The 12879-nt window shown below is 72.2% G+C and carries 11 protein-coding genes; 8 read left to right on the plus strand and 3 right to left on the minus strand.

Going from position 1 to position 12879, the window contains the following annotated elements:
- Positions 1 to 237: 237 nt before the first annotated feature.
- Together RI138_RS26100 and RI138_RS26105 are read right to left on the minus strand one after the other, a co-directional pair.
- Positions 238 to 774, minus strand: coding sequence for a TerD family protein (locus RI138_RS26100; RefSeq protein WP_096628543.1), 537 nt, complete (start codon positions 772 to 774; stop codon positions 238 to 240).
- Between the two features lie 176 nt (positions 775 to 950).
- Positions 951 to 1907 carry a DUF1152 domain-containing protein gene (locus RI138_RS26105; RefSeq protein WP_311121844.1) on the minus strand — a complete coding sequence of 319 codons (957 nt, stop codon included), beginning with the start codon at positions 1905 to 1907 and terminating at the stop codon, positions 951 to 953.
- Positions 1908 to 2005: 98 nt separating this feature from the next.
- Between RI138_RS26105 and RI138_RS26110 the strand changes: the two genes are divergently transcribed.
- From RI138_RS26110 to RI138_RS26135, 6 genes are all read left to right on the plus strand, one after another.
- A complete protein-coding gene (locus tag RI138_RS26110; RefSeq protein ID WP_311121845.1) occupies positions 2006 to 2611 on the plus strand; it encodes a YdbC family protein in 606 nt (201 codons plus the stop codon).
- A 149-nt stretch (positions 2612 to 2760) separates the two neighbouring features.
- The gene (locus RI138_RS26115) at positions 2761 to 3420 is read left to right on the plus strand and encodes a histidine phosphatase family protein (RefSeq protein ID WP_311121846.1); all 660 of its coding nucleotides are present in this window, start codon (positions 2761 to 2763) and stop codon (positions 3418 to 3420) included.
- A gap of 12 nt (positions 3421 to 3432) precedes the next feature.
- Positions 3433 to 4341, plus strand: coding sequence for an ADP-ribosylglycohydrolase family protein (locus RI138_RS26120; protein WP_311121847.1), 909 nt, complete (start codon positions 3433 to 3435; stop codon positions 4339 to 4341).
- A 214-nt stretch (positions 4342 to 4555) separates the two neighbouring features.
- A complete protein-coding gene (locus RI138_RS26125; protein WP_311121848.1) occupies positions 4556 to 6289 on the plus strand; it encodes a DUF4153 domain-containing protein in 1734 nt (577 codons plus the stop codon).
- A gap of 96 nt (positions 6290 to 6385) precedes the next feature.
- Positions 6386 to 7096 carry a ribonuclease HII gene (locus tag RI138_RS26130; RefSeq protein ID WP_311121849.1) on the plus strand — a complete coding sequence of 237 codons (711 nt, stop codon included), beginning with the start codon at positions 6386 to 6388 and terminating at the stop codon, positions 7094 to 7096.
- Positions 7097 to 7160: 64 nt separating this feature from the next.
- The gene (locus tag RI138_RS26135) at positions 7161 to 7799 is read left to right on the plus strand and encodes a hypothetical protein (protein WP_311121850.1); all 639 of its coding nucleotides are present in this window, start codon (positions 7161 to 7163) and stop codon (positions 7797 to 7799) included.
- Positions 7800 to 7877: 78 nt separating this feature from the next.
- On the opposite strand, the gene RI138_RS26140 is transcribed toward RI138_RS26135, so the two are convergent.
- On the minus strand, positions 7878 to 8519 hold the full coding sequence (locus RI138_RS26140) for a hypothetical protein (protein WP_096632971.1): 642 nt from the start codon (positions 8517 to 8519) through the stop codon (positions 7878 to 7880).
- Between the two features lie 318 nt (positions 8520 to 8837).
- Here RI138_RS26140 and RI138_RS26145 point away from each other — a divergent pair, with 318 nt between their 5' ends.
- Both RI138_RS26145 and RI138_RS26150 read left to right on the plus strand, forming a co-directional pair.
- On the plus strand, positions 8838 to 10997 hold the full coding sequence (locus RI138_RS26145) for a RecQ family ATP-dependent DNA helicase (RefSeq protein ID WP_311121851.1): 2160 nt from the start codon (positions 8838 to 8840) through the stop codon (positions 10995 to 10997).
- 396 nt (positions 10998 to 11393) lie between these two features.
- A complete protein-coding gene (locus RI138_RS26150; protein ID WP_311121852.1) occupies positions 11394 to 12788 on the plus strand; it encodes a DUF4192 domain-containing protein in 1395 nt (464 codons plus the stop codon).
- Positions 12789 to 12879: the final 91 nt, after the last annotated feature.

A 12879-nucleotide genomic window follows, 5' to 3' on the forward strand; every position in this document is an offset into this window, starting at 1 on the left:
CAGCTTCGTCAGCACGTGCCCGCGCCGCGAGGTCCACGAGACGTGCCTGCGGGCGGTCAGGATCAGTGAGCTGAGCTGAGCTGAGGTGCCCTGGAGGTGTCGGAAGCCGGCGGGCGTGAGTTCGGCGCGGACTTCTGGGCGGACTTCCACGCCGACCCGCCCCTGGAGATGCTGCGCTGCCGTGTCTGAGGGGGACGCTGGGGGAGGCCGACACGGGGGTCGGCCTCCCTTTGGCGGTCAGGCCTCCGCGGACCGGCTGCCCATCACCGCGGCGAACGCGTCGGGGGCGCCGTCGAATCCGCGTACGGACGGGCGGAACACCCACGGTCCCGAGCCGTCACGGACGAACTCGCCGACGACTGCCGCGGTCGCCCAGAGGACGCCCGAGAAGTCGTTCTCGACAAGCTTTGTGTAGCCCTCAAGGATCTCCACCGCCGTGTTCGCGATGTCGCCGAAGGTCTTGTGTCCATCGCGCTGTTGGATGGCGACCCCGACCACCACCCGTGTATAGGTGTCCGCCAGCCGGTTCAGCTCGATGGTCATGACCTCGTCGAAGCCGAAGCCCTGCCCTGTCCTGCTGTCGCGGTTCAGCGTGATGGTGCCGTCAGGCGAGCGGCTGTCGAAGTGCACCAGGTACGCGGGGCTGCCGTACGGTTCCCGCGCCACGTAGGTCGCGGCGATGATGTCGAGGTCGTTGGCGGCTTCCCCGTGGGCGCTCGGGTCCCACTTGACCCGTACTTCCACCTTCTCGATGTCCTTGTTCGGAGTGCTCAACGGACTTCCCTCCCGGCGGACGGCCTCTGGACCGTTCTTGTCACCGATACGCGCTACCCGAATCACCTGATCATGTACGGAACCGGCCCCGGAGCCAACTACGGCGGTGGCGGACGACTGATTCGGGCCATGTGCGGTCCTCCGCCGCTCTGTGCGGCCCTGCGCTGTTCCGTGCCTCAGTGCGGAATCCGGATCGGCGGCCGCTGCCGGACCTCGTCACGGAAAGCCTCGATCGCACTGCTGACCTGACGCATCAGGTACGTGTGCTCGATCCGGTCCAGATACAGACACCGCTCGGCCAGCCCGTCGAGTTCGAAGGCGAAGTACAGGGCCATCAGCGGATTGACGAAGAGCTCGCTCCCCTTGGTGCGCGAGGTGAACTGCGCATCCCCGAACTCCCCCCGTACGGCTGCCGCTATGGAACCGTTGACGATGCTGGGACGCGCGGACGTGTGGTGCTGGGCGTGGACGACCGCGTCGAGGAAGAGCGCGCCCTCCCGCGTCGTACGGGGAACGGAGAACGCCCCCAGATAGGCGCCCGCGCGCTCAAGAGCGGCGATGTTCTCCAGGACCAGGCCGTGGCTCACACCGTGGTAGGCGTCGACCCCGAAACCGATGGAGACGACGAGACGTTCGGGCCCCTCGATCCCGGCGAGCGCCGCCACGGAGGCGAGATCCTCCTCCGGGGTGCCGAGCCCCGCCTCGTCCCCGCGCATCAGGATGTCCGTGCCACCGTCCACGAGGACCACCGCGTCGATGTCGTACCGCTCGATCAGTGCCCGGTACGCGGCGCGCAGCGGCTGGACCCCGACCTGGGCCAGCGCGTGCACCGTGCTCGGGTAGTCGTGCAGCGCGAGCCACTGGGCGAGGGTGCGCTCGGGGAAATAGGGCTGGTGGGGAGCGGTGCCGGGGGTGATCTCGGCCAGGTCGGGTGCCACCCAGGCGTCCGGCGGGAGGCCTTCGATCGCGCTGAAGGTGAGGTTGGCGAGCTGGACCTCCTTGCCCAGGTGGAGCAGGGAGAGCGCCAACGGCAGCCCGGCGTAGATGTCGAAGCCCCCGCCGGCCCCCGCCACGAGGATGCTCCGGGCGGACTCCAGCCGACTGAACAGGGGGTGGGCGTGCAACATAGTCATGACGATCATTGTGTTCGGGGCGCCTTGCGGAACGACCGGTTCGGGTGCACTCCCCGGGAGCGTGACCCGCGCCACGCTCCGCCCCGTACGATGGCGCGGTGCTGGTGAAGTGGATTCGCTGCTCCGTGGTGGACCGTCATGGTTTCGAGCGGGGGCAGCGGAAGTGGGCGGGGCTGCTCGGCGAGCCGGGGTTCAGGGGGCAGAGCGGCGGCTGGAGCCGAACACGCCCCGATGTCGCCCATGTCTTCGCGTTCTGGGAGAACCGGGTCTTCTACGACTCCTTCATGGCCCGCGGGCACGACCGGCTGGCCGCCGGGCAGTCGGGCATGTTCCGGGACATGCAGGTCACGCTGTTCGAGCGCCGCTTCGATGTGAAGACGGGATTCGAGCCCCACTTCGACGAGGCGGACGTCGCCCGGGTCGCGCACAGCCGGGTGCACGAGGACCGTGCCGAACACTTCGCGCTGATGCAGAAACAGGTATGGAATCCGGCGATGGCCGGATCGCCCGGGATGCTGCGCGGCGTCTTCGGCGAGGCCCCCGGCAACGAGTTCCTGGTGCTGTCCCTGTGGAAGTCGAGCGCCGAGCGCGGGAAGTACCGCGCCGACGGTGCGGAGCGTCTGGCGGCCCGCGCGCAGACCGACACGGACGTGGCCGCCCTGACGGGAGACGTGGTGGAGCTTGAACCGTCCTGGACGGTCTGACCGCTGGGCCCGAATCGCTGAACCTGGTCTTCGAGCCCGACCTGACCGCCTGATCCGCCTGATCCGCCCGATCCGCTTGACCCGACCTGACCCGACCCGCCTGTCCTGGCCACCGGACTTGATCACCGCACCTGATCTAGGGTCGGTGCATGGCACGACCGCAGCGCATTGTCCTCGTCCGGCACGGCGAGTCCGAGGGCAACGCCGACGACACGGTGTACGAGCGGGAGCCCGACCACGCGCTCCGGCTCACCGCCACGGGCCTGCGGCAGGCCCGGGAGGCCGGGGAGCGGCTGCGTGAGCAGTTCGGCGACGAACGGGTCAGCGCCTACATCTCGCCCTACCGGCGCACCCACGAGACGTTCCGGTCCTTCGGCCTCGACCCCGCACGGGTCCGCGTCCGTGAGGAGCCCCGGCTGCGCGAACAGGACTGGGGCAACTGGCAGGACCGCGACGACGTGCGGCTCCAGAAGGCCTACCGGGACGCCTACGGGCACTTCTTCTACCGCTTCGCCCAGGGCGAGTCCGGTGCCGACGTCTACGACCGGGTCGGAGCCTTCCTGGAGAGCCTGCATCGGAGCTTCGAGGAGTCGGACCACCCGGAGAACGTCCTCCTGGTCACCCACGGGCTGACGATGCGGCTGTTCTGTATGCGCTGGTTCCACTGGTCGGTCGCGGAGTTCGAATCGCTGTCCAACCCGGGCAACGGCGAGACGAGGACCCTGCTCCTCGGCGCGAACGGGCGCTACACCCTCGACCGGCCGTTCCAGCGCTGGCGCACCCCTGAGCCGTACGGCATCACCGGTTAGAGTGGCAGGGCGATGACCGCTGATTATGCTTCCGAGCGGCGCTTCGAACGCGCCCTGGCCAGCCTGCGTGGGCTGTCCGTGGGAGACGCCCTGGGCTCCCAGTTCTTCGTCCCGGCCAACTATCCCCTGCTGAAACAGCGGGTGCTGCCGCCCGGGCCCTGGCAGTGGACCGACGACACCGAGATGGCCTGCTCGGTCCTGGCCGTGCTCGCCTCGCACGGCCGTATCGACCAGGACGCCCTCGCCCGCTCCTTCGCCGAGCACCACGACTTCGACCGGGGCTACGGCCCCGCCGTCAACCGGCTGCTCAGGCTCGTCCGGGAGGGCGGGGACTGGCGGGAGCTGTCCTCGGCGCTGTTCAAGGGCCAGGGCTCCTGGGGCAACGGCTCGGCCATGCGCATCGCCCCGCTCGGCGCCTGGTACGCGGACGACCCGGAGCAGGCCACGCACCAGGCCGAGATCTCCTCGTACACCACGCACCAGCACCGCGAGGCCGTCGTCGGCGCGATGGCCGTCGCGGCCGCCGCCTCGCTCGCCGCCGCCCCGGGCGGACCGCCCACCCCCGAGGACCTGCTGGACGGTGTCATCGCGCTCGTCCCCCGCAGCGCTGTCGGCGCGGGGCTGCGCCGGGCCCGCGACATGCTGGACTACCGGGACGCGGGGACGGTCGCCGCGGTCCTCGGCAACGGCCGCCGCACCAGCGCCCACGACACCGTTCCGTTCGCGATCTGGTCGGCCGCCAGGAGCCTGGGGAACTACCAGGAGGCGTTCTGGGTGACGGCCCAGGCGGGCGGGGACGTGGACACGACCTGCGCCATCGTCGGTGGTGTCGTCGCCTCGGGTACGACCGGAGCTCCGCCTGCCGACTGGCTCGCGGAGACGGAGGAACCGCCGGGCTGGCTGCCCCCGTCCCTGCGCTGATCGCCAGCCGATCGCGCACTGATCGCGCGCTGGCCGCCCGTGAACTGTCACGGTCCTGCCACAGCATCACTCTGCGTGTCGGCGAACGTGGGTTCGGGACTACTCTTTCGGCCACGCCGCCCCTGGTTGATCTTGACGGGCGCGCGCCGAATGAGACGCCGGGACGGGCGCAGGGCCTGAGGGCCGTGCCCGAGACCGGTGGGGGAGGGGTTCCATGTCCGATCAGCCGTCCGATCAGCCGTCCGAGGCATCCAATCCGCCGGAGAAGTCCCGGGTGGCCGCTGATCAGCCGGTCGCCGCATCTGGCACGGAGGAGCCCGAGGCGCAGAGCCGACCGTCGGCACAACCGGGCAGGCCTGCCGTTCCGCCCGCCAATCCCTGGGCGCACGGCGCGGGGGCGCCCGGTGCCGGGACCGCCGGGGTGACGGCCCGGCTCCGGCCCGCCGCACCGCCGCCGATCCTCCCCGCGGTTCTCTGGGCGGTCCTGGCCACCGCGGTCCTCAGCGCGCTCCTCCTGGGCGACGGCCTCGGGCTGAACCTCCTGATCGTGGCGGTGCCCGCCGCGCTGGCCGCCTACTTCGCCGCGCGCGCGGCAGGCCGTCGACTGCGGCCCTGGACCGCGACCTGGGCCGTCGGGGGCCTTGCGCTGCTCGCGGTGCCGGCGCTCCGGGACGCCGGCTGGCCGACCTTCCTCGCCGTGGTGTCGGCCTTCGCTCTCGGCTCGCTCGCGCTGCACGGCGGCCGGAGCTGGCCGGGCGTACTGATCGGCTCCCTGGGCCTGGCCGACTCGGTCGTCCCCGGTGCCCGCTGGGGCTGGCGGGGCGTACGGGAACGGGTCGGCGGTTCCCCGGTGCGCTGGGGCACCGTCCTGCGTACCGCGGCGGTGGCACTTGTGCTGCTGATCGTGTTCGGAACCCTCTTCGCGAGCGCGGACGCCGCCTTCGCCGATCTGCTGGGCAGCCTCGTACCCGACGTCTCGCTCGGCGACGGGCCGTGGCGTGGCTTCCTGCTCGTCCTCGGACTGGCCGGCGCGCTGGCGGCCGCCCACACCGCCGCGGCCCCGGTGCGCTGGGACGGGATCACCGTACGGCCCGGAAAGCCCCGGGGGCGGGCGGAGTGGGCCCTTCCGCTGATCGTGCTCAACCTGCTCTTCGCCGCGTTCATCACCCTTCAGCTCGTCGTTCTCTTCGGCGGATACGACGAGGTCCGGGAGGTGACCGGGCTCAGCCACGCGGAGTACGCCCGCCAGGGCTTCTGGCAGCTGCTCTGGGCCACCCTGCTCACGCTCCTCGTGATCGCCCTGGCGCTGCGCTGGGCACCCCGCGGCGGCCGCGGGGACCGCACCCTGGTGCGCGCCGTCCTCGGCAGCCTCTGCGTGCTCACCCTCGTCGTGGTCGCCTCCGCGCTGCGCCGCATGGACCTGTACGTGGCGGAGTACGGCCTGACCCGGCTCCGGATCTCCGTGGCCGCGATGGAACTCTGGCTCGGCGTGGTGCTGCTCCTGATCCTGGCGGCCGGGGTCTTCGGCGCACGATTCCTGCCGCGGGCCATCGCGGTCAGCGCGGCGGCCGGGGTCCTGGCCTTCGGTCTGATCTCGCCGGACGGAGTGATCGCCGAGCAGAACGTCCAGCGCTTCGGCGACCGCGGCACGATCGACATCGACTACGTCAAGGACCTGTCCGCCGACGCCGTACCGGCCCTGGACCGGCTGCCCGAACCGCAGCGCTCCTGCGCGCTGCGGATCATCCAGAGCGACATCCGCTCCGCCGACTCCCCCTGGTACGCCACCAGCTGGGGAGAGAGGCAGGCCGAGGAGATCCTGAAGAAGCGCCCGGCGACCTCGGAGGGCCGCGACTGCTACGTCCTCGGCGGTGACGGCGTCCGCGACGGCTACGACCCGGACGACGACGGCTACGACCCGGACGACGACGGCTACGACCCGTACTGATCCCCCAGGTGAACGAGCCTTCGATGGCTGATTCGCAGTGTGCACGGTGCCCCGGGGTGTTGCTGCCGGGGCACTCGGCGTACGCTGGCTGGCGCCATGCCGTACGAACCACCCACGCACACCGTCGAGCGCTCGCTTCGCGCTACCACCGGTGCCAGGACCGTCGCCGGTGTCGATGAGGTCGGACGCGGTGCGTGGGCCGGACCCGTCACCGTGTGCGCGGCGGTCACCGGCCTGCGTCGACCGCCCGAAGGCCTCACCGATTCCAAGCTGTTGACCCCCCGGCGGCGTGCCGAACTCGCGCCCGTGCTGGAGAGCTGGGCAACCGCCCACGCGCTCGGCGAGGCCTCGCCGCAGGAGATCGACGACCTCGGGATGACCGCCGCGCTCCGGCTCGCCGCCGTGCGGGCCCTGGAGGGACTGCCGGTACGGCCCGACGCGGTGATCCTCGACGGCAAGCACGACTACCTGGGTGCCCCCTGGAAGGTCCGCACCGTGATCAAGGGCGACCAGTCCTGCATCGCCGTCGCGGCCGCCTCGGTGATCGCCAAGGTGCACCGGGACCGGATGATGGCCGAACTGGGCGGCGGTTCCGAGGACTACACCGACTTCGCCTTCGGTGCCAACGCGGGGTATCCCTCGCCGGTGCACCGGGCCGCGCTGGAGGAGCGGGGGCCCACGCCCCATCACCGCCTCTCCTGGTCGTATCTGGACGCGCTGCCCCGGTGGCAGCACTTGAAGAAGGTCCGTTTTTCCGCCGAGGCGGCCGCACTCGAAAGCGGGGGCCAGCTCGGCTTCGAATTCTGATCGCGCGCACGCGCCCCTCTTCCCGACGCCGACGACATCGGCGTCCGACACACAGACCACCGTCATGCCTCTGATCTCCGAGGAGCCTCAGATTCCCGAGAGCGCCCAGGGTCCCCGCGTCACTCCGGCCGCCGGCCGCACCGCGCCGACCCCCCGTCCCGTACCCGGTCCGCGTTCCGCGGCCACACCGCGTCCCGGCCGCCCCGGCCCCGGCCCCGCGCGCCCCGCGCCCCCGGCACAGCGCGCACACCCCGCCCCCGCGGCTCCGGCCGCTCCGGCGCCGAACCACCCGAAGCCGGCGGAGAATCGTTCCGCACCGCAGCTACAGCTGATCCCGGCCCCGGCCGCGGGCGCCCTCGACGCCGCCGAGGAAGCGGTCGACCTGCTGCTGGAGTCCGGCCGGGCACCGGGCGACATCCTGGTGCTCACCACCGGCGAACTCCACCCGTGGGCCGCCCACGAGCTGTCCTTCGGCGAAGCCGCCTACTGGGCCCAGCACGACGCGGGCGACGACGTCTTCTTCGCTGACGCCGCCGCCGTGGGCCGCGCTGCCTCCCGGCCCGTGGTCGTCGTCGCGGTCAACGGCGACGCCGACGAGTCGGTGGCCCGTGCCCTGCCCGTCGCGCGTGACCGGGCCGCCGCCCTGCTGATCGTCTGCGGCGACCCGCAGACGATCAACTCCGCGCTGGGCGCCGGGGTCTGAGCCGTACCGCCCGGTTTCTCCGGCTTCCTCTGCGGGCAGCCGGAGAAACCGGGCGGAGTGCGGTCGGCCGGCTCCCGGTCAGCGAGCGGCGGTGCGCCGCAGCACCTCCACCGCTCCGCCACCCGTCCGCGACGGAGCCTGCCGGGTCTCGGCGACGGCGTCGGCCAGCAAGGACGGCTCGGACAGCGAACTGGGCCGCCGCCCGCCCCTGCCCTCCCCGAGCACCTGCCAGCCCCCACGCGTCAGCGTGATGTAGGCCCCGCACCGGAGCCCGTGCAGGGTGCAGGCGTCCCGGAGGCCCCACATCCACGCGCCGTCCTCCTCCGTCCACCGTTCGTCGCCCTCGCGGCAGTACAGAAGGACGGCCGTACGCACCGGGGTGCGGCGGCGCAGATCGTGCGGGACGACCCGTCGGAGTTGGGCCAGCAGGGCGTTGCGGAACTCCCAGCCGTCCGCGGCCACCGTCGCCCGGCGAGCGAACGAGGCGCTGGCGGTGAGCCGTTCCTCGTGGTCGAGGACCGCGACCACCGCGGTGGCCGGGGTGGGCCGGTGCCGGGAGTGCAGGCCGCTGACGACCTCCCGGGGACTGCGGAGCAGAGGAATGCCCGCCGAGGCCCACTCGGCCGGCTCCAGCATGCGGGCAAGGCGGTTGACGGAGTCCGCGGCAACCGAGGACGCCGCTGTCGAAGTGGCTGCGGACGGGGCGAATCCGAAGGTCACGGTCCTCCCTTCGCTACGCGCCCATGGTGCGGGCAGGGTCGAGTGAGGGCGCGCCGCGACACAGCCCTTCCGGGCCCGATAAGGAACTGTGCGGGGGCGACTCCAATTCTTCCTGGCCTACCGGCAGGCGGCAACGAGCAATTGCTGTGACTGACGGGAATCGGCCGGAATGACACTGATATCCCTGCTATCCCTGCCCAGGCGCGCCCCCGATGACTCCACCTGTCACCCCTGAACCGCGAGGACCAGCGGAAACACCCATCGGTGCGCAGGGCCGCGGATTGTGCCGTTGTCAGTGCCGTGAGGTTGCATGGGGGTATGAGCAACCAGGAGCTGCGTGCCGAGGCCGACGCCATCCTCGCTGAGCTGGTCGGCGACCAGGGAGGTTCGGCGCGCCTGCGCGAGGACCAGTGGCAGGCGGTGGCGGCGCTGGTCGAGGAGCGCCGACGGGCGCTGGTGGTGCAGCGCACCGGCTGGGGCAAGTCCGCGGTGTACTTCGTCGCCACCGCCCTGCTGCGCCGTCGCGGCTCCGGCCCCACGGTGATCATTTCGCCGCTGCTGGCCCTGATGCGCAATCAGGTCGAGTCGGCGGCGCGGGCCGGAATCCGGGCGCGCACCATCAACTCGGCCAATCCGGAGGAGTGGGAGACCATCTACGGGGAGGTCGAGCGCGGCGAGACCGATGTTCTCCTCGTCAGCCCGGAACGCCTCAATTCCGTCGACTTCCGTGACCAGGTGCTTCCCCGGCTCGCGGCCACCACCGGTCTGCTGGTGGTCGACGAGGCGCACTGCATCTCCGACTGGGGCCATGACTTCCGCCCCGACTACCGCCGACTGCGGGCGATGCTGGCCGAGCTGCCCGCGGGCGTCCCGGTGCTGGCCACCACCGCGACCGCCAACGCGCGGGTCACCGCGGACGTGGCCGAGCAGCTGGGGACCGGTGCCGGTGAGGCCCTGGTGCTGCGCGGTGCGCTGGAGCGGGAGAGCCTGCGGCTCGGTGTCGTGCGGCTGCCGGATGCCGCGCACCGCCTGGCCTGGCTCGCCGAGCACCTGGGCGAGCTGCCGGGCTCGGGGATCATCTACACCCTCACCGTCGCCGCGGCCGAGGAGGCCACCGCCTTCCTCCGGCAGCGCGGCTTCCCAGTGGCCTCGTACACCGGGAAGACGGAGAACGCCGACCGGCTCCAGGCCGAGGTCGACCTCCAGGAGAACCGGGTCAAGGCGCTCGTCGCGACCTCGGCCCTGGGCATGGGCTACGACAAGCCCGACCTGGGGTTCGTGGTGCACCTCGGTTCGCCGTCCTCGCCGATCGCCTACTACCAGCAGGTGGGGCGCGCGGGTCGCGGAGTGGCCCACGCCGATGTCCTGCTGCTGCCGGGCAAGGAGGACGAGGCCATCTGGCGCTATTTCGCGGATACCGCCTTCCCGCCCGAGACCCAGGTTCGCCAGACCCTCGCGGCCCTCGCCGACGCGGGCCGGCCGCTGTCCGTACCCGCCCTGGAAGCGGCGGTGGAGCTCCGGCGCACCCGGCTGGAGACCATGCTCAAGGTCCTCGACGTGGACGGGGCGGTCAAAAGGGTCAAGGGCGGCTGGACCGCCACCGGTGAGCCATGGGTCTACGACTCCGAGCGGTACGCCTGGGTGGCGCGCCAGCGGGCGGCCGAGCAGCAGGCCATGCGCGATTACGTGAGCACGTCGCAGTGCCGCATGGAGTTCCTGCGGCAGCAACTGGACGACGAAGGCGCCGCCCCGTGCGGCCGCTGCGACACCTGCGCGGGCGCCTGGGCCGACTCCGCCGTATCGCCCGAGGCGTTGACGGGAGCGGCCAAGGAGCTGGACCGCCCCGGTATCGAGATCGAGCCGCGCCGCATGTGGCCGACGGGAATGTCCGCACTGGGCATCGACCTCAAGGGACGCATTCCGGCCAAGGAGCAGTCTTCCACCGGGCGTGCCCTGGGGCGGCTCTCGGACATCGGCTGGGGCAACCGCCTGCGCCCCCTGCTGGCCGACAACGCCCCCGACAGCCCGGTCCCCGACGATGTCCTCCAGGCCGCGGTGGCCGTCCTCGCCGACTGGGCGCGTTCACCGGGCGGCTGGGCGTCCCAGGCTCCGGAGGCCTCCGCCCGTCCGGTGGGAGTCGTCGCCGTTCCGTCGCTGTCCCGCCCGCAGCTGGTCGGCTCCCTCGCCGAGGGGATCGCGTCCGTCGGGCGTCTCCCCTTCCTGGGCACCCTGGCGTACACGGGGCCGGACGGCGCGCACACGGCCCGCCGCAGCAATTCCGCCCAACGCCTCAGGGCGCTCTCCGGCGCCTTCGCGGTCCCCGAGGAGCTGGCCGCCGCCCTGGCCCGTACGCCCGGCCCCGTCCTGCTCGTGGACGACTGCACCGACTCCGGCTGGACCCTCGCGGTCGCCGCCCGGCTGCTCCGGCGGGCGGGCGGCGACCAGGTGCTTCCCCTGGTTCTCGCCACGGCGGGCTGAGAAGGGCCCGCCCCGGGGCCCGTCGCCGCTCGGACGCCGAGGGCGCGGGCGTACCGGGACAGGCCGACGGGATCGGGCTCGGGCATCGAGCGCATGACGCGTACTGACGGCGCCTGAGTCCGACATGAAGTGCCCTTTCCGAGACGCCGTCGCGCGCGTGTGGGCCACCGCTCCAGCAGCGGTGGAGACCGACTGGACGACCGCAGCCCCGGCCCGTCGGCGGCTCGCCGGGAACCGCTCGCCCGGGGAAAAGCTCCCCGTGGAACAGCTCGCTCGCCGGGGAACAGCTCTCCATGGAACCCGATGGCCCGACAGACCGCGAACGGCCGGGCCAGGCTGTGGATAACGTTATCCACAGGGGTTTTCGGATGTGGCGGAGCGCGGGATCGTCGAGCCATGAACAAGCACCACGAATCCACCGGCCCGGCCGACGAACAGCAGATCACCTTGCGCGGCCCCGCCGAACTCGCCGACGCCCTGCCGTATCTGATGGGCTTCTACCCCAACGACAGCGTTGTGATGGTGGCATTGCACGGCGGCCGCGGCCGGTTCGGCGGCCGTCTGCGGCTCGGCATTCCGCAGACGCCAGGCGAATGGGGGCCGGTCGCCGATCAGCTCGCGGAGTGCCTGATCTCGGGGAGCGAGCGCCGCGAAGGACGGCCCGACGCGATCGTGATCTTCCTCTGCCAGGACTCGCCGGACGGCTCGGGCGGACAACCGACCATGGAGCGCCTCAGGCCGTTCGCGCAGCGCCTGCGCACGGCGTGCGGAGCCCTGGACGTGCCTGTGCTCGAAGCGCTCTGCATCTCCGACGGCCGTTACTGGTCCTACTGCTGCCCCGACCCCCGGTGCTGCCCCGAACAGGGAAAACCCCTGGCCATGCCCGGTACGACGGTGATGGCCGCGGCCGCCACCTACGCGGGAGTCCACGTCCGGGGCACGCTGCGTGACATGGAAGCAAGGCTCCGGCCCTGGCAGGCCCCGGCAGCGGTATCCGCCCAGGAAAGGGCGCTGGACGAGGCAGGGCCGTCGCTGATGATCAGGATGCTCGACGAGCAGGCCAAGCAAGCGGTCGCGGCAGAGACCCTTGAACGGGCCCGCACACTCATGGCCCGCATCGAAGGGGCGCAGCCCGCGCCTCCGGCCCTCTCGGACGCCGGCGACGACCAGCTGATCGCCCCCGACGAGGCCGCCGCCGTCATCCTGGGGCTCCAGGACCGGGAGACCCGGGACAAGGCCGCCGCCTGGATGGAAGGACCAACAGCGCATGCGGCGCTGCGCCTCTGGCGGACACTGGCCCGGCGCTGCGTCGGGTCGTACCGGGAGCACGCCGCCGCCCCACTCACCCTGGCGGGCTGGGTGTCCTGGTCCACGGGCGACGAGCCGGGTGCGCGGGTCGCGCTGGCCATGGCTCTGCGCGCCGACCCCGGCTACACCTTCGCCCATCTGCTCCACCGGGCCTGCAACGAAGGCATCGACCCGGAGGCCATCCGCCGCTGCCTGCGCGAAGCACGCGACGAGGAGGCGGACTCCGGCCCTGGGACAACTGGAACTACCGGGACCACCGGAATGTCGGCCGACACCGCCGCCGGTCAGGCCACCGCCCTCCGTATCCGCCGGGCCCGCACGCTGCCGAACGGGGGACGGCGGCGAGGCGGAGTGCCCAGGCCCCCGGACGCCGGGCGGAGGGCACCGCTCCCCGCCACGACACGGCCCGGGCCGCCTGGGGCCAGGCGGCGCACACGAGAGGCCCGGAGGTACGGCCGACGCGGCACCAGGACACGCCGATGACGAGCATGCCGACGAGCGCGCCGATGACGAGCATGCCGGTGACGGGTACGCAGTTGACGGGCGTGACCCCGGGGCCTGCGGAGCCGTTCAC

The organism is Streptomyces durocortorensis (genome assembly GCF_031760065.1).
Lineage (GTDB): Bacteria > Actinomycetota > Actinomycetes > Streptomycetales > Streptomycetaceae > Streptomyces.

What these genes read in the sequence shown, in the direction of transcription:
- RI138_RS26105 (WP_311121844.1), bottom strand. Translation starts at nt 1,907, where the DNA reads ATGACTATGTTGCACGCCCACCCCCTGTTCAGTCGGCTGGAGTCCGCC.
- RI138_RS26115 (WP_311121846.1), top strand. Translation starts at nt 2,761, where the DNA reads ATGGCACGACCGCAGCGCATTGTCCTCGTCCGGCACGGCGAGTCCGAG.
- RI138_RS26120 (WP_311121847.1), top strand. Translation starts at nt 3,433, where the DNA reads ATGACCGCTGATTATGCTTCCGAGCGGCGCTTCGAACGCGCCCTGGCC.
- RI138_RS26125 (WP_311121848.1), top strand. Translation starts at nt 4,556, where the DNA reads ATGTCCGATCAGCCGTCCGATCAGCCGTCCGAGGCATCCAATCCGCCG.
- RI138_RS26130 (WP_311121849.1), top strand. Translation starts at nt 6,386, where the DNA reads ATGCCGTACGAACCACCCACGCACACCGTCGAGCGCTCGCTTCGCGCT.
- RI138_RS26135 (WP_311121850.1), top strand. Translation starts at nt 7,161, where the DNA reads ATGCCTCTGATCTCCGAGGAGCCTCAGATTCCCGAGAGCGCCCAGGGT.
- RI138_RS26145 (WP_311121851.1), top strand. Translation starts at nt 8,838, where the DNA reads ATGAGCAACCAGGAGCTGCGTGCCGAGGCCGACGCCATCCTCGCTGAG.
- RI138_RS26150 (WP_311121852.1), top strand. Translation starts at nt 11,394, where the DNA reads ATGAACAAGCACCACGAATCCACCGGCCCGGCCGACGAACAGCAGATC.